The organism is Actinacidiphila sp. bgisy167 (genome assembly GCF_965342175.1).
Lineage (GTDB): Bacteria > Actinomycetota > Actinomycetes > Streptomycetales > Streptomycetaceae > Actinacidiphila.
The window spans coordinates 120,791-135,854 of sequence record NZ_CBDRBL010000002.1 but is presented as its reverse complement, the minus strand read 5'-3'; the positions used below and the strand labels follow the sequence as shown (position 1 = coordinate 135,854).

The following is a 15,064-nucleotide window of genomic DNA, read 5'->3' as shown; positions in this document are numbered from 1 at the left end:
GCACTCTACCGCCTACCCTTCTGCCGTTCTAATGGCATAGAATCCATTTAACGTTAGCCCAGGAGGGGAGCGGCCCATGCTGCTGGCTCATATCAGCGATCTGCATCTCGACGGCACCGAGCGCTCGTCGGAGCGCGCCGACCGCGTCATGGCGTACCTGCGCGGACTCCCCCGGCAACCGGACGCACTGCTGGTCACCGGGGACATCGCCGACCACGGCGCCCCCGCCGAGTACGAGGACGCCGCCCGGATCCTCCAGGCGCCCTTCCCCGTGCTCTGCTGCCCGGGCAACCATGATCGCCGCGCCGCCTACCGCAAGGCGCTGCTGGGCGAGGCGGAGGGGGCAGGGCCGGTGAACCGGGCGCACCTCGTCGCCGGGACGGCCATCCTAATGTGCGATTCGACGATCCCTGGTGAGGACGACGGCCTCCTGGACGAGGACACCCTGCGGTGGCTGTCCGCGACGCTGAACGGCCTCGCGCCGGGGACTCCCGCGCTGGTGGCCTTCCACCACCCGCCCGTGCCGCTGCACCATCCGCTGCCCGACGGCTACCGGCTGGGACGCCCCGAGGCCTTGGCGGAACTGCTGGCGGCGCACCCGGAGGTGGTGGCCGTCCTGACCGGGCACGCGCACACGCCCGCCGCCACGAGCTTCGCCGGGCGGCCGCTGATCGCCGCGCCGGGGGTGACGTGGACGCTGCGCATGCCGTGGGAATCGGGGCAGGACGGCGCGGTGGCCGACCGTTCGGCGCCGCCCGGCGTCGCCTTCCATGTGCTCGACGGCGAACGGCGCCTGACGACTCATTACCGCATCGTGCTCTGAACCACCATCGCCGAGCCGCCACCGCGGCGCACCTTCTCTGCGGCGGCCAGCCAGCGTCCGTCCGGCAGTCGCTGCACACCGGTCACGGCGCCGATCTCGCCCGCGTCCGCGAAGCTGTGCCCGATGTCCTTCAGCTCCGCCGCCACATCGCTGGCGAGGAAGGCGGGCTCCACCTGCGTCGTCGCGGCGTTGCGCTGGCTGGCGCGGGGCACGGCGATCGCATCCACCAGCGGCATGCCGCGGTCGACATGCTCGGTCAGCACCTGCAGCACCGTGGTGATGATCGTGGCGCCGCCGGGCGAGCCGAGCGCGAAGTCCACCCGGCCGTCCTTCAGCACGATCGTCGGGGACATCGACGAACGCGGCCGCTTCCCGGGGCCGGGCAGGTTGGGGTCGTGGACGGAGGGGCTCGCCGGGGCGAAGGAGAAGTCGGTCAGCTCGTTGTTGAGCAGGAAGCCACGCCCGGGGACGGTGATCGCGCTGCCCCCGGTCTGCTCGATGGTCAAGGTGTACGCGACGACGTTGCCCCACTTGTCGGCGACCGTGAGGTGCGTGGTGCTCTCGCCCTCGTACGTGGTCGGGGCGGCCTTGCCACCGCGGTCGCAGCGCGCCGGACGGGACGGGTCCCCTGGGGCGACCGGGCTGGCCAGCACCGCGTCGTCCTTGATCAGGCAGGCGCGGGAGTCGGCGAACCTCTGCGACAGCAGCCCCGCGGTCGGGACCTTCTCGAAAGCGGGGTCGCCGACCCAGCGCCCGCGGTCGGCGAAGGAGATCCGGCTCGCCTCGAGGAAGCGGTGCAGGTACTGCGCTTCGGACAGCCGGGAGAGACGGCCCGTCCGCTCGAGGATGTTCAGCGCCTCGCCGACGGTGGTGCCGCCGGAGGAGGACGGGGCCATCCCGTAGACGTCCAGGCCGCGGTACGAGACGCGGGTGGGGTTCTGCGGCTTGGCCTTGTATGCCTTCAGGTCGGCGGTCGTGAGGTCGCCGGGGCGGACGACCCGGGTGGCGGCCGGGTCCACCGGCGGCTTGCGCACGGTGTTGACGATGTCCTTGCCTATGCCGCCGCCGTAGACGGCAAAGACCCCTTCGCGGCCGAGCTCGGAGTAGGTGCGGGCAAGGTCCGGGTTCTTGAGGGTGGAGCCGACGACGGGCAGTTGCCCGCCGGGCAGGAAGAGCGCGGCCGTGGCCGGGAAGTCCTGGAAGCGCGCCTGGTTGGCCTCGGTCTGGCTGCGGAAGGTGGCGTCCACGGTGAAGCCGTCGTGCGCGAGGCGCTCGGCCGGCCGCAGCACGTCCCGCAGGCTCCGGCTGCCCCAGGACTTCAACGCGGTGTCCCAGGTGGCGGGGGTGCCGGGGACGCCGACGCTCAGACCGCTGGTGACGGCGTCGTTGAAGGGCAGCGGCTGGCCGTTCTCGACGAAGAGCTTGTCGGTGGCGCTCCTCGGGGCCGTCTCCCGGCCGTCGATGGTGTGCACCTTGCGCTGCTTGGCGTCGTAGTACACGAAGTAGCCACCGCCGCCGATGCCCGCCGAATAGGGCTCGGTGACGCCGAGAGCCGCCGCGGTGGCGACCGCGGCGTCCACGGCGTTCCCGCCGCGCCGCAGCACCTCGATGCCGGCGGCGGAGGCGTCGGCGTCGACGCTGGAGACCGCGCCCCCGTAGCCGACGGCGAGGGGGACCTTGGCGGGTCCGGCGTCCCGGACCGGTACCTCGGCCCCCGGCGGGGCCGCGGCCACCGAGAACGCGGCGGCGGTTACGGTGAGCAGCGACAGTATCCGTACAGCGTGACGACGCATACGTGGACCTCCACTGGGACGACCGTCCGGGCAGCCTAACCCCACCCTGCCTTTCTCGTCAGGAACGCCTCAACTACGATCGCGGCCCATGAGCGACGACGTGCGCAATATCGTCCTGGGACTGGTCGCGAGCGGCGTCAGCGCCGCGCTGGGCTGGTTCGTCCGCACGTACCTGTGGCGGCGCAAACTGCGGCGCAAACAGCGATTCTTCGGGCTCCCCACTGGTTCGGAATGCCTCCTGGTCGTCAACCGCGATCCGGGCTCGACCCGCGGCTGGAGCGTCGCGCGCCACGACGTCTTCGCGCTGATCGAACTGTCCGCCCTGATCAAGGAGTGCGGGGCGCACGCCGAGATACTGCCCCACGACACCGCCTGGCAGGGTTTCGGGGCGCGCACGGAGTTCTGCATCGGCGGCCCGATATCGAACCACCGCATGGCGGCGCACCTGCGTTCCATGCTCCCAGGTTTTCGGGTCCACGACTTCACCGGACCCGCCGAGGATCAGGGCGCCCTGACCGTGGGCGGCGAGACCTACCGCATGGAGAAGGGCGCGGTGGAGTACGTCTTCCTGGCCCGGCTGGCCGCCGACGAGAACACCGGGAACAATCGCCCGGTCTTCCTCGCCTCCGGCCAGCGCGGGGTGACCAACCAGGCCGCCGTGCGCTACCTCGCCCGCCACTACCAGCGACTTTCCCGCACCTATGGTGTCGACGGCACCTTCTGCCTGCTGCTGAAGGTGGTCAACTCCGAGGCCTACGGGCCCGATGTGGTGGAGGTCGTCGCTGACGTCACCCGCGAAGCCAGCGCACCCGCCAGTCGCCCGGTGGCCGTCGCCGCGGAGTGACGGCCGCGAGGGCACGGGCGGCCGCGAGGGCACGAGACCCTCGCGGCTCCGTCATATGCGGCCGCGTACGCAGAGCGCCTTGAGGACGGCGGCGCCATGGCTTGTTCTCCCAGGGCGTTCGGGTGCGCGGGGGCGGCCTGGGCGGCGGGCGTGAGCGGCTCTATCCAGCGGACGCCGGGAGCCGCACACATGTCGTGCCCGACGGTCGGGGTGTAGGTGTCGACGTAGGTGGCGTGGGCGGCCTTGGCCCGCCGGGCCAGCATGGCGTTGAGCCGCTTACCGGTGTCCCGGAGGTAGGCGAAGTCCCCGTCGGCGAAAGGCACCGCCGGACGGCAGCCGGCGCCGCTGTCGGGGAGCAGGGCGGGGTAGCCGACGACCACGACGCGGGCCCGCGGCGCGCGGTGGCGGATGGCGTCCAGCACCGCGTCGACCTTGGGCGCCGCCGCCTCGACCGCGGCCCGCAGCCGGTCGGTGCCGCCCGCCGAGTAGTGCTTCTCGCAGGGATTGCCGGTCGGGTCGGAGACCGCCGCGCCGGCGCAGGTGCTGATGATGCTGCCGAAGCCGATGTCGTTGCCGCCGATCTGCACGGTGACCAGGGAGGTGCGCCTGCTGAGCGCGTCCAACTGCGGGGGGTTGCCGCCCTGCGCCTTCCACATCTCGGCCGTGGTGGCCCCGCCGCAGCTCACGTCGGTCAGCTCGGTGCCTCTCAGACGCTGTGCCACCAGCGAGGGATAGTTCCGGTTCGACCGGCCGCACGCGGCGTCCACCTGGTCGGGGATGAGTGGCCCCGATGTGTAGGAGTCCCCGAGCGCGACGTAGGCGCCCCGGTGGCCGCTGCCATGACCGTGACCGTGGGTGTGGACGTGATGCCGGCCGTCGCTCGGGTACGCGACGGCCGGAACCGTGCTCACCGCGGCGAACACGAGCGCGGCAGCCGCGGCCGCTCCCAGGATCGACGCACGTCCGCAACCCATCGGGTCCTCCCCCTGTCGACGCTGACGGTTTCAGACTCCGCGCGCGCCGTGGCCGACGTCAATGGGTATGTCGCAAGTTCGCTCGATGGACTGATGTTCCCTCAGAAACCCGACTCGCCACCTCACCGGTCGCCGTCCGGGCCGGGGGAAGCGCGGCCGAGGGCCGCCCCGGACTCGCCTTCGGTCCCGAACTGCCGTCGGCGGAGGACGGCGAAACGCGGTCGCCGGCCGGGCGCTGAGACCCCGTCGTCGTTTCCTTGCCGGCCTCCGGCCGCGCGGCGGGCCGGCCGTTCGCCGCCGACGGCACGCGCATCGCACAGGCCGGGCCCGGCTTCCGTGCCCGACGCGGGGCCGGGTACGGCATGGCGCTGGACAGTCCGTTCGCTCCAGCCCGGGGCGCGGCTTGCGACCCACCGGCGCCAGGACGGCGGCGGCCCATCTGGACAGCGCCGGCACGCACACGCCGATGGGCGGCCGGTCCACGCCGCTGCTGCGGCGGCGGCCCGCGGTCCCAGGCCTGTCCCCACCACCAGGGCGGCGACAGCTGCGGCAGGCCGCGACCGGGGAGCGCGGGCAGTACGGGCCCAGGCAGCCCTGGCTGAGGCGGGCCGTCGGCGCGGCTGCACACGAACGGTCCGCGTGGCCGGAACGTATGTGACGTCGGCTCAGCGGACGTGCGTCAGCGCGACGAACGCGCCGCCTGATCACCGACGCGGTGTCCTCCACCGACCGCCGACGCATGGCTGCGGCGGCGGGGCCGCCCCTCGGCGGCCGGTCGAGCGGACCGGGACGCTACCGTCCCGCCGCGGGCGCGCCCGCATGGCCCTCACCGAGCACCCGGCCGACCAGCGCATCGCGGTCGGCCTTGGGGATGGCGGTCCAGCGGGTACCGCGGATAGCTCCCTCGAGGGCGAGCAGGGTGTGGGTGCAGGCGTCCTCGGGGAGCCCGTCGCGGATCATCGCGAAGGCCCCTCCGGCCCCGAGGCGGCGCAGCTCGTCGGCGTCCGGCACACCGGCACTGCGGAGGCGCTCGGCCAGGACCGCGCCGATGTTGGGCATCTGCTGCAGGGAGTCCATGCCCCCATCATGCACCTCCCGACGCCCCGTCAGACGGTGATCCCGGCCCAGACACGCTCGCCGTCCGGGCGGAGTCGTCTCTGGCGAAGCCGAACCGGGGCCGGAAGGACCGGAGGAACGCGGCGCCCCCGGCCGTGTCGGGACCGGGCGGGTCGGTGCCGGGCGGGTCGGTGCCGGCGCTCCGCCGCCCGCCCGTCCGCTTCGGTGCAGGCGAGACCGCACGCGGCCGAACGTGCAGGGTCGCGGCCCGACACGGGCCCGGCACGGCCCCGGCCGCGGCCACGGTGGGTCCCGCTGCGGGCTCAGATCTCGGAGGCCTCGGCGTAGACCTGGGACAGCTCCGGGGTGCCGCTCTGCGCCCACTCGTGGCCCGCCTCGACGACGTCGAGTTCACGGCCGCAGGCCAGCAGGATGACGGGCCGTCCGTTCGGCCAGATCTGCCAGCTCGCACCCGGCACATTGCGCACCACGACCGTCCCGAGGTAGAGCCCGGCGTCGTTGCCCAGCCAGGACTGCTCGTCCGGGTCGTCGCGCCAGCGCGGCACCAGCTGGTCCAGACGCTCCAACGAGGCGGCGGTGTCGTCCAGTTCCACCCCCTCGGTCTCCGCCCTGGCGCGCAGCAGCTCGCACTCCGAGAGCAGTCCGGCGACTCCCTCCCGGTCCTCCGCGAGAGACTGCGGCACGGTCGCACCGCGAACCTCGCCGTACCTTTTGCGCAATCTATCCAGAAAGGAGATGCCCATGCCGCCAGAGTAGGGCGTCGATCTTCGGCTGGGTCCCGCGAACGGTCCATGTCGTGCGTTCACCCTCACGACGGACGCAACGGCCGCACGCGCCGCGCTCAGGACGGCCCGCCTCACACGTCGTCGGCGGCTCCCCCGCCGACCTCCACGAGCACGGCGGCGTGCCGCGGGAGCGCGAGCGCGGACGCGGCCCATCGACATCCGCCCGTTGTATACGTTCCGTTGCCGCACAATACGGTACGTAAGGCTCCCGGAGCGAGAAGGGCCATGCGATGCGGGACGAACGGGAAGCCGGGACGAGGGCGGCGGACCGCGCCTGGCGGCTGCTGGAGGAGCTCGGGGCGCGGGCACCGGGCACGGTCCGGCTGGCCCCCGGCGCGGACGACGCCGAGATCGCGGCATGGGGAGTGCCGCTGCCCCACGAGGTGCGGCACCTGGTCGGCAGGGTGCGGTCGATCCGGCTCGGCGGGCTGGAGGAGTACTGGCTGGGACCCGAGCGCGGCCTGCACCCCGGGGGCTGGGCCGTGGGGCCGGCCGGCTCCGCGCATCTGCTGCACGAGTCCGGCGGCGACACCCTCTTCGTCGACGTGGACGAGGTCACCGGCGCCTGGGGCCGGGTGTTCGCCGCGACCGGCGTCTTCCTCGACACCTGGGCGTATGTCGCCCCCTCACTGGTCGACTGGGTCACCCGGCTGGCCCGGGCTGGGCTGGCGGCCCTGGACCGCACAGCGCCGCGTCCCGGGCCGGAAGGGATGGCCGGGGCCGCGGACCACACCGTGGTGCTGGAACGGCTCGCCGAGACCACGCACGTGTTCTCCTACCGGCCCGACCTGCGGGGCACCCCGGTGGGGCATGCCCGGCCGGGGGCCGACCCCGAGCTGGCCGCCGCGCTGGCAGGGTTGCCGGACGACGCCGTGGTGGTGGACCTGCGCGAGGTGGCGCACCCGGCCACCCTGCACCTGCCCGGTCCGCCCGGGCTGCGCGGCCACGTCGAGTTCCGACGCAGGGCCGGCGGGCGCTTCGCGGTGGGCCTGCCCGTCGGGGCGAGGTGGACCGGTCAGGCGGCGGGGACGTCGAGGTCGACCACGACGGGTGCGTGGTCGGACGCGCCCTTGCCCTTGCGTTCCTCGCGGTCGACGTAGGCGTCGGTGACCGCCTCGCCGAAGGCCTTGTTCGCGTAGACGAGGTCGATCCGCATGCCGCGGTTCTTGGGGAAGGCCAGCTGGCGGTAGTCCCAGTAGGTGTAGGGGCGGTCGTATTTCAGCGGGCGGGGCACCACGTCGTCGAGCCCGGCCTGGCGCAGGTGCTCCAGCGCCTCACGCTCGGCCGGGGTGACATGGGTCATCCCCTCGAAGACCGACGGATCCCACACGTCGTCGTCGGTGGGGGCCACGTTGTAGTCGCCGAGGACGGCGAAGGGGCGCTCGCCCGCCGCGTCCTCGGCGACCGCCGCCCGCAGCGCCTCGAACCAGCGCAGCTTGTACGCGTAGTGCTCGTGGCCGACCTCGCGGCCGTTGGGGACGTACACCGACCAGACCCGGACCGGGCCGCAGGTCGCCGAGAGCGCGCGGGGCTCGTCGACCTCCTCGTACAGCGGGCCGCCGGGCAGGCCGACGACGACGTCCTCGAGACCCGCCTTGGACAGCAGGGCCACGCCGTTCCACCGGCCGGTGGCGTTGACGGCGGTCTCGTAGCCGAGGGCGCGCAGGTCGTCGAACGGGAACTGCTCCTCGGCGCACTTGGTCTCCTGGATGCACAGCACATCGGGGCTGTTCTTCTCCAGCCAGGCCAGCAGCCGCGGCAGGCGGGCGGTGATCGAGTTGACGTTCCAGGTGGCGATGCGCATGGACCCGAATGTACCGCCCGCCTCCGACAAGCGGTCCCGGGGCGGTCCCGGGGCGGTCCGCGGCAGGCCGCCGGCCGGGCGTCAGCCCAGGTCGGCGCTGTCGCCGGGGGCCATCCTGCTGTGCCCGGCGCCGCCGACACCCGGACCGTCGGGTCCGAGCAGCCGGTCGTAGACGGTCCGGGCCAGGTCGCTGAGCAGTCCGTCGTGGACGTCGATGGCGCGCGCCGGCTTCACCTCGCGGAGGTAGTCGATGACCTCGGAGACCTTGCTCCAGGGGGCGTGCACGGGCAGCAGCAGCGTCTCGACGGGCCGGCCGGGGACGGTGAACGCGTCGCCGGGGTGGAAGACGGAGCCGTCGAGGAGGTACCCGACGTTGGTGATGCGCGGGATGTCGGGGTGGATCACGGCGTGCATCTGGCCGTGCACCTCGACGTCGAAGCCGGCGGCGCTGAAGGTGTCGCCCTCGCCGACGGTGTGGACCCGGCCCGGGAAGGCGGCGGCGACCTGGTCGGCGACGCTCTTCAGGGCCCAGATCTCCGCCGCCGGATCGGCCTCCAGCGCGGCGCGCAGCTGCTGCTCGCCGAAGTGGTCCGCGTGCTCGTGCGTGACGAGGATCGCCTCCGCCCCCACGGCCGCGCCCGGCTCGGTGAAGGCTCCGGGGTCGATGACGAGCACGCGCCCGTCCTTCTCCAGGCGGACGCAGGCGTGGCCCTTCTTCGTCAGCTTCATGACTCTCCTCCGGAGCGGTGATCTTTGGCACGGCCATCATGGCCGACGAGGTGCGGGCCGCACACGCCGCACCCTGGGAGATGCCGACGGGCGGACGGCTACCGGGCCGGGGACCGTGCCGAGCCGCGCGGGCTCACTCCCGGGGCCGAGTCTCCTCCCGGATGACGCGCCGTGCCACCGCGAAGGCGGAGGTGGCGGCGGGCACCCCGCAGTAGACGGCGGTGTGCAGCAGCACCTCCTCGATCTCGGCGGGGGTGAGGCCGGAGCGCAGCGCGGCCCTGGTGTGCGCGGCGAGTTCGGTGTGGTGGCCGCCGGCGACGAGCGCCGTCAGGGTGATGGCGCTGCGGGTCCGCCGGTCGAGGCCGGGGCGGTTCCAGACCTCGCCCCAGGCGTAGCGGGTGACGAACTCCTCGAAGTCCCCGCCGTACTCGCCGGCCGGCTCGGCCGCCCCGGGCCGGTCGGCGCGCGCGTCGCCCTGGAGCTCGCGCCGGATGCGGTCCCCCTCGGCGTACGGGTCCGGGCGGCCGGCCGCCGCGGTGTCGCCGTGGAGCTGCGGCGCGGGCCGCAGGGGGGCCGGCGGTTCAGGATCGAAAGCGCTGGGCGCGGGCGGCGCGGGCGACTGGGGGACGGGCGCGGCGGCGGGCTGCGCGGTCCAGGTGGCCTCGAAGTGGCGTACCAGGAGCTCGCTCACGGCGGCCGGCTGCTCGACCGGCACCAGGTGCGCGGCTCCGGGGACGACCGCGAGCCGCGCGTCCGGTATCCCGGCGATCAGGGCCCGGGCGTCGGCGGGCGGTGTCACCTGGTCCTCGGCTCCGACCAGGACCAGCGTCGGCACGGTGATCAGGCCCAGCCCGGTGTTCACGTCATGGGTCGCCAGCGCCTCGCAGGCGGCGCTGTAGCACTCGGGGTGCACGGCCCGGGCCATCTGGACGGACCAGTCCACGATGGCGGCCTGGGCGGCGCGGAAGGCGGGGGCGAACCAACGCTCGGGGGCGCTCAGGGCGAGCTGGTCCAGGCCGTTGGCGCGGACCAGCAGACCCAGCTGCCGCCACGCGTCGGGTGTGCCGAAGCGGGCCGCCGAGGAGATCAGGGCGAGGGAGGCGACGCGCTGCGGGGCGCGCAGCGCGAGGTGGGTGCCTATGGCGCCGCCGAGGTCGCAGCCCGCGTAGCCGAAGCGCTCGACGCCGGCCTCGTCCAGGGTGCGCAGCAGGCGGTCGGCGAGCTCGACGGTGGAGACCGAGGGGTCGGCGGGGGCGCCGCCGTGGCCGGGGAGGTCGTACCGCAGCACCCGCCACTGCCGGGTCAGCTCGGGAATCTGCCGGTCCCACATGTGCCATGTGGTGCCCAGTGAGGGGCCGAGGACGAGGACCGGCGCGTCCTGCGGGCCGTCGATGCGGTGCTGGAGGGTCTTGGGGCTCTGCTCGTCGCTCACTCGCGCCACGCTATCGAAGCGTCCCCGGACGGCGACGGCCGGCCCCGTCAGAGCGCTGCTGCCTTGCGGCGCTTGGCCTGCGATCACCGGAAGTTTATCGTGGACACGACATAGACCACGGGGTGGTCGCTGTTGGAGAAGTCGACCGTGATGTTGTGGTCCGGCTTGTCGCCGTGCTGCTTCAGCTTGAGTCCGGCCCACGTGCGGTCCTGGCCGAAGCTCCAGCGTACGGTGCGGGCCTGCTTCGGGCTCACGGTGACGACGCCGTCCCTGAGGGCGGAGCGGGTCTTGCCGTACTGGGAGAGGAAGACGTCCAGGCCGATCTGGTTGGTGCGGAACTGCACATAGAAGGAGCTCGCCGCCCAGTCGTTGGTCTCCAGGTACGCCACCGGCCGGGAACCGGACGGGATCGTCACCTGGTAGATGCGCCGCTGCAGCTTGGTGGGCCACAGGTGGGTGAGCGTGGTGGCGGCGGCCTGCTGCTGCTTCTCCTCGCCGCTGTCCCGGCTCTGCTCGGCGGAGATGATCACATAGCCGATCGGCACCAGGATCAGCAGGGGGACGACCGTCCACTGCACCCAGCGCGGCGGCCTCCTCGGGGGCGCGGCACTCACTTGCCGACGGCCTTCGCGTAGCGCTCGTACCGCTCGACCCGCCGCCGGTTGGCCCGCCGGAAGCGGCGCGCGACGAGCCGCGCCAGATCCGCGGCGCCGACCATGCCGGCCTCCGGACCGAGCTGCGCCTTGACGATACGGGCCTCCGGCCGGTAGCCGCGGCCGGTCAGATGGCGCCGGAAGGCGTCGCGGGCAGGGCCGATCAGCAGGTCGTCGGCCGCGCTGACGCCGCCGCCGATGACGAAGCAGGAGGGGTCCAGGGCGGCGGCGAGGTTGGCGATGCCGACGCCCAGCCACTGGCCGATGTCCTGGAAGAGCTCCACGCACATCGCGTCGCCCTCACGGGCGAGCTCCGTGATGAGCGGGCCGGTGATCTCCCGCACCTGGCCGTCGACCCGGTCGATGATCCCGTACGCGACCGGGGACTCGGCCGCCGCCAGCTCACGGGCCTCGCGCACCAGGGCGTTGCCCGAGCTGTACTGCTCCCAGCAGCCGCGATTGCCGCAGGGGCAGCGGTGGCCGCCGGGCACCACCTGCATATGGCCGAACTCGCCGGCCACGCCGTAGCGACCCCGTTTGACCTGGCCGTCCTCCAGGATGGCGCCGCCGATGCCGGTGCCGAGCGTGATCATGACGAGATCGTTCTCGCCGCGGCCGGCGCCGAAGCGCCATTCGGCCCAGGCGGCGGTGTTCGCGTCGTTGTCCACCATGACGGGGACCCGCAGACGCTCGGTGAGACGGGCCTTCAGCGGCTCGTCGCGCCAGGACAGGTGGGGTGCGAACAGCACCCGGGAGCGGTCGGCGTCGACCCAGCCGGCCGCGCCGATGCCGACGGCGTGGACGTCGTGCCGTTCGGACAGATCGAGGACCAGCTCGGTGATGGTGTCCTCCACCACCTTCGGGCTCTTGCTCTTGTCCGGCGTCTCGGTGCGCAGCTTCTCCAGGATGTTGCCGTCCGCGTCGACGACACCGGCCATCACCTTGGTGCCGCCGATGTCGATGCCGACCGTGGGGACGCGAGGCGCGGTCAAGTGCGAGCGGCGCTCGCGGCGGCCCACCGTGCTCAGGAGGGTGGAGCTGCTGGAGGAGCGGGCGGCACCGCGGTACATGCTCATCGGTTCACCCCCGTGGATCCGATCCCAGACTCGGTCCCGAACTGCTGCTCGGTCGTCGCTCGCAAAGCTCGTCTCTCCGGGGTCGGGGGCGTTTCTCGTGGTGATTCTAAGTGTTGCCGGGGGGCGCGGTGGCTGGCCGCGGCCCGGGGCGGCGGGCGGATCGGCCGCGCGGGCCGCCGGGCCGCCCGCCCGCCGTCACTGCGTCGGGCGGCGCAGCTCGTGGGCCAGGGACTCCAGGTCGGTGCCGCCCGCCATCTCCCGGGTGAGCTCGTCGACCGTGATGTCCTCCCTGGCGTAGGAGCCCGTCATCGTGCCGCGGCGCAGCAGGACGAAGCGGTCGCCGACGAGGTGGGCGTGGTGGGGGTTGTGGGTGATGAGGACCACGCCGAGGCCGGCGTCCCGAGCGGCGGCGACGTACTTCAGGACGACGCCGGACTGCCGGACGCCGAGCGCGGCCGTGGGCTCGTCGAGGACGAGCACCTTGGCCCCGAAGTGCACGGCCCGGGCGATGGCGACGCATTGGCGCTGCCCGCCCGACAGGGTGCCGATGGGCCGGTCCACGTCGCTCAGGTCGATGCCCATGTCACGCAGAGCGGTGCGCGTGGTCTCCCGCATCATGGCGACGTCCAGGCGCTTGAAGGGCCCGCGGCCCTTGCGCGGCTCGGAGCCGAGGAAGAAGTTCCGCCACACCGGCATCAGCGGGACGACGGCCAGGTCCTGGTAGACGGTGGCTATGCCGTGGTCGAGCGCCTCGCGGGGGGACGTGTGCCGCGCGGGCACGCCCTCGATCTCATACGTGCCCCGGTCGTGCTGGTGCAGCCCCGCGATGATCTTGATCAGGGTGGACTTCCCGGCGCCGTTGTCTCCGAGGACGCAGGTGATCTGCCCCGCGTGCACCTCCAGGGAGACGTCCTCCAGGGCGCGCACGTGCCCGTACGCCTTGCTGACCTCGGTCAGCTTCACCAGGGCCGTCACTTCGCCGCCTCCGCCCGCTTGCGCACCCAGGCGTTGAGCAGCGTCGCCAGCAGCAGCATGGCGCCCAGGAAGAACTTGAACCAGTCCGGGTTCCACTCGGCGTAGACGATGCCCTTGCTGGTCATGCCGAAGATGAACGCGCCGACCGCCGAGCCGATCGCGGAGCCGTAACCGCCGGTCATCAGACAGCCGCCGATCACGGCGGCGATGATGTAGAGGAACTCGTTGCCGATGCCCTCTCCCGACTGCACGACGTCGAAGGAGAACAGCAGGTGCTGTCCGGAGATCCAGGCGCAGAAGGCGACGGCCATGTAGAGGCCCGTCTTCGTACGGGTGACGGGGACGCCGACCGCGCGCGCCGCGTCGGGGCCGCCGCCGGACGCGAAGATCCAGTTGCCGGCGCGCGTGCGCAGCAGCACCCAGGTGCCGACCGCGACCAGGGCGATCCACCACAGGACGGTGACCTGGAGGTCGACGTCTCCGATGGTCAGGTGGGAGGCGAACAGCGCTCGCGCGGAGGCGAAACCCTCCATGTCGGCGATGGACTTGGTGCTGACCGTGCCGTCGATGAGCTTGGTGAGGCCCAGGTTGAGGCCGGTGAGCATGAGGAAGGTGCCGAGGGTGATGATGAAGCTCGGCAGCTTCGTGCGGGCCAGCATGATGCCGTTGAGGAAGCCGATGGCAAGGGTGACGAGCAGCGAGACGCCGACGCCGACCCAGACGTTGGCCGTCATCTGGTAGCTGAACATCGACGACACCAGGGCGGAGGACGTGACCAGGACACCCGCCGACAGATCGAACTCGCCGCCGATCATCAGCAGCGCCACCGGCACCGCCATGATCCCGATGGTGGACGCCGCGTAGAGGACCGTCCCGAGGCTCGCCGGCCGCAGGAAGGAGTCGGCCACCACGGAGAAGAAGACGAAGACGGCCACGGCGCCGACGACAGCGCCCAGCTCGGGGCGGCTGAACAGGCGACGCCCGAGCCGCCGCGGGGGCACCAAGCTGTCCGCGGTCATCGGGTGCCCCGCTTCGCGTAGTCCTTCAGCGCGGCCGCGTCGTCCTTGGTGACGATCTGCGGGCCCGTGAGCACGGGCCTGCCGCCGCCGAGCACGTCGGCGTTGTAGCGGTAGAGCCACAGCAGGTCGACGGCTTCGTAGCCCTGCAGGTAGGGCTGCTGGTCGACAGCGAAGCCTATGGTGCCGGCCTCCAGCGCCCCCGCGACCTGGCCGTTGAGGTCGAAGGTGTCGACCTCGGCCTGGCTGCCCGCCTGCTCCTTCGCCTTGACGGCGGTGGCGGCGTAGGGCGCGCCCAGGGTCACGACGGCGTCGATGGAGCGGTCGGCCGCGAGTTTGGCCTGCAGGGCGGCCTGGACGTCCGGCATGTTGGTGCCGTTGACGTAGAGGTTCTCCGTCGTGCCGTCGAAGGTGTTCCTCACGCCCGCGCAGCGCTGCTCGTGGCCGACGTTGCCCTGCTCGTGCAGCACGCACAGGGCGTGCTTCTTGCCGCGCGCCGAGAGCTCGTCGCCGACGGCCTCGCCGGCGATGGTCTCGTCCTGGCCGATGTGGGCCAGGGCGCCGAACTCCTTGGACTGGGCGGAGCCGGAGTTGATCGTGATGACGGGGATGCCGGCCTTCTCAGCCTTCTCGACGACGTCCTTCATGGCCTCGGGCTTGGCGAGTGTGACGACGAGGCCGTCGACCTTCTGGTCGATGGCCGTCTGCACCAGCTGTGCCTGGTCCTTGCCCTGGTCGCTGTTGGAGTACAGGAACTTGATGTTGTCCTTGGCCGCGGCCTGCCGGGCGCCCTTCTGGACGATGTCCCAGAAGCTGTCGCCGGCACCGGCGTGGGTGACCATGGCGACCGTCCACTTCGGGGTGTCGACGGCCGAACCATTGGCCTGAGCTTCCTTGGCCCGCTGCTCCGCGCGCAGGCCTCCGGTGCTGCTGCAGCCCGCCAGCGCCACACCGATGACCACTGTCAGTAGCGCACCGAGCGCATGCCTTCCCCTGTTCGCGCTCTCCACGTCGTGCCTTTCCCTGCGGGTCCTGGAACCGACCAAGTATCCGTCACAGGGTGCGATGGTTGCGGAGGGGGGT

At 72.6% G+C, this 15,064-nt stretch carries 15 protein-coding genes; 3 read left to right on the top strand and 12 right to left on the bottom strand.

What is annotated here, in order from left to right; all coding sequences use genetic code 11:
• Positions 1–76 precede the first annotated feature (76 nt).
• Positions 77–823, top strand: coding sequence for a metallophosphoesterase (locus ACRWND_RS01670; protein ID WP_431945029.1), 747 nt, complete (start codon positions 77–79; stop codon positions 821–823).
• Here ACRWND_RS01670 and ggt read toward each other — a convergent pair.
• Positions 805–2,616 (bottom strand): gamma-glutamyltransferase, encoded by a 1,812-nt coding sequence (gene ggt, locus ACRWND_RS01665; protein ID WP_431945027.1) that lies wholly within the window; start codon positions 2,614–2,616, stop codon positions 805–807. The genes ACRWND_RS01670 and ggt overlap by 19 nt on opposite strands.
• Before the next feature lie 88 nt (positions 2,617–2,704).
• Here ggt and ACRWND_RS01660 point away from each other — a divergent pair, with 88 nt between their 5' ends.
• Positions 2,705–3,460, top strand: a complete 756-nt coding sequence (locus ACRWND_RS01660; RefSeq protein ID WP_431945025.1) for a hypothetical protein — start codon at positions 2,705–2,707, stop codon at positions 3,458–3,460.
• On the opposite strand, the gene ACRWND_RS01655 is transcribed toward ACRWND_RS01660, so the two are convergent.
• The 3 genes from ACRWND_RS01655 to ACRWND_RS01645 form a co-directional block, all read right to left on the bottom strand.
• On the bottom strand, positions 3,370–4,434 hold the full coding sequence (locus tag ACRWND_RS01655; RefSeq protein ID WP_431945023.1) for an SGNH/GDSL hydrolase family protein: 1,065 nt from the start codon (positions 4,432–4,434) through the stop codon (positions 3,370–3,372). The two genes, ACRWND_RS01660 and ACRWND_RS01655, sit on opposite strands and share 91 nt — an antisense overlap.
• A 792-nt stretch (positions 4,435–5,226) precedes the next feature.
• Positions 5,227–5,511 carry a TfoX/Sxy family DNA transformation protein gene (locus ACRWND_RS01650; RefSeq protein ID WP_431945021.1) on the bottom strand — a complete coding sequence of 95 codons (285 nt, stop codon included), beginning with the start codon at positions 5,509–5,511 and terminating at the stop codon, positions 5,227–5,229.
• Between the two features lie 302 nt (positions 5,512–5,813).
• Positions 5,814–6,254 (bottom strand): DUF6278 family protein, encoded by a 441-nt coding sequence (locus ACRWND_RS01645; RefSeq protein WP_431945019.1) that lies wholly within the window; start codon positions 6,252–6,254, stop codon positions 5,814–5,816.
• A gap of 272 nt (positions 6,255–6,526) precedes the next feature.
• On the opposite strand from ACRWND_RS01645, the gene ACRWND_RS01640 reads away from it, so the two are divergent.
• The gene (locus ACRWND_RS01640) at positions 6,527–7,396 is read left to right on the top strand and encodes a hypothetical protein (protein ID WP_431945017.1); all 870 of its coding nucleotides are present in this window, start codon (positions 6,527–6,529) and stop codon (positions 7,394–7,396) included.
• Here the strand turns inward: ACRWND_RS01640 and ACRWND_RS01635 are convergent.
• The 8 genes from ACRWND_RS01635 to ACRWND_RS01600 form a co-directional block, all read right to left on the bottom strand.
• The gene (locus ACRWND_RS01635) at positions 7,312–8,100 is read right to left on the bottom strand and encodes an exodeoxyribonuclease III (RefSeq protein WP_431945015.1); all 789 of its coding nucleotides are present in this window, start codon (positions 8,098–8,100) and stop codon (positions 7,312–7,314) included. The genes ACRWND_RS01640 and ACRWND_RS01635 overlap by 85 nt on opposite strands.
• A gap of 81 nt (positions 8,101–8,181) precedes the next feature.
• Positions 8,182–8,829: an MBL fold metallo-hydrolase gene (locus ACRWND_RS01630; protein WP_431945013.1), complete on the bottom strand. Its 648-nt coding sequence runs from the start codon at positions 8,827–8,829 to the stop codon at positions 8,182–8,184.
• A 133-nt stretch (positions 8,830–8,962) separates the two neighbouring features.
• Positions 8,963–10,261, bottom strand: coding sequence for an alpha/beta fold hydrolase (locus tag ACRWND_RS01625; RefSeq protein ID WP_431945011.1), 1,299 nt, complete (start codon positions 10,259–10,261; stop codon positions 8,963–8,965).
• 83 nt (positions 10,262–10,344) lie between these two features.
• Positions 10,345–10,839, bottom strand: coding sequence for a hypothetical protein (locus ACRWND_RS01620; protein ID WP_431945009.1), 495 nt, complete (start codon positions 10,837–10,839; stop codon positions 10,345–10,347).
• 32 nt (positions 10,840–10,871) lie between these two features.
• Complete coding sequence (locus ACRWND_RS01615) at positions 10,872–11,990, bottom strand: ROK family glucokinase (RefSeq protein ID WP_431945007.1); 1,119 nt, start codon at positions 11,988–11,990, stop codon at positions 10,872–10,874.
• 195 nt (positions 11,991–12,185) lie between these two features.
• Entirely contained in the window at positions 12,186–12,965 is a 780-nt protein-coding gene (locus ACRWND_RS01610) for an ATP-binding cassette domain-containing protein (protein ID WP_431945005.1), read from the bottom strand.
• Positions 12,962–13,984 (bottom strand): ABC transporter permease, encoded by a 1,023-nt coding sequence (locus ACRWND_RS01605; RefSeq protein ID WP_431945003.1) that lies wholly within the window; start codon positions 13,982–13,984, stop codon positions 12,962–12,964. Before ACRWND_RS01605 ends, ACRWND_RS01610 begins: the two co-directional genes overlap by 4 nt.
• Positions 13,981–14,943 carry a sugar ABC transporter substrate-binding protein gene (locus ACRWND_RS01600; protein WP_431945001.1) on the bottom strand — a complete coding sequence of 321 codons (963 nt, stop codon included), beginning with the start codon at positions 14,941–14,943 and terminating at the stop codon, positions 13,981–13,983. Before ACRWND_RS01600 ends, ACRWND_RS01605 begins: the two co-directional genes overlap by 4 nt.
• Between the last annotated feature and the right edge of the window lie 121 nt (positions 14,944–15,064).

Coding starts and splice junctions, on each gene's coding strand:
- ACRWND_RS01670 (WP_431945029.1), top strand. CDS start 77: ATGCTGCTGGCTCATATCAGCGATCTGCATCTCGACGGCACCGAGCGC.
- ggt (WP_431945027.1), bottom strand. CDS start 2,616: ATGCGTCGTCACGCTGTACGGATACTGTCGCTGCTCACCGTAACCGCC.
- ACRWND_RS01660 (WP_431945025.1), top strand. CDS start 2,705: ATGAGCGACGACGTGCGCAATATCGTCCTGGGACTGGTCGCGAGCGGC.
- ACRWND_RS01655 (WP_431945023.1), bottom strand. CDS start 4,434: ATGGGTTGCGGACGTGCGTCGATCCTGGGAGCGGCCGCGGCTGCCGCG.
- ACRWND_RS01650 (WP_431945021.1), bottom strand. CDS start 5,511: ATGGACTCCCTGCAGCAGATGCCCAACATCGGCGCGGTCCTGGCCGAG.
- ACRWND_RS01645 (WP_431945019.1), bottom strand. CDS start 6,254: ATGGGCATCTCCTTTCTGGATAGATTGCGCAAAAGGTACGGCGAGGTT.
- ACRWND_RS01640 (WP_431945017.1), top strand. CDS start 6,527: ATGCGGGACGAACGGGAAGCCGGGACGAGGGCGGCGGACCGCGCCTGG.
- ACRWND_RS01635 (WP_431945015.1), bottom strand. CDS start 8,100: ATGCGCATCGCCACCTGGAACGTCAACTCGATCACCGCCCGCCTGCCG.
- ACRWND_RS01630 (WP_431945013.1), bottom strand. CDS start 8,829: ATGAAGCTGACGAAGAAGGGCCACGCCTGCGTCCGCCTGGAGAAGGAC.
- ACRWND_RS01615 (WP_431945007.1), bottom strand. CDS start 11,990: ATGAGCATGTACCGCGGTGCCGCCCGCTCCTCCAGCAGCTCCACCCTC.
- ACRWND_RS01605 (WP_431945003.1), bottom strand. CDS start 13,984: ATGACCGCGGACAGCTTGGTGCCCCCGCGGCGGCTCGGGCGTCGCCTG.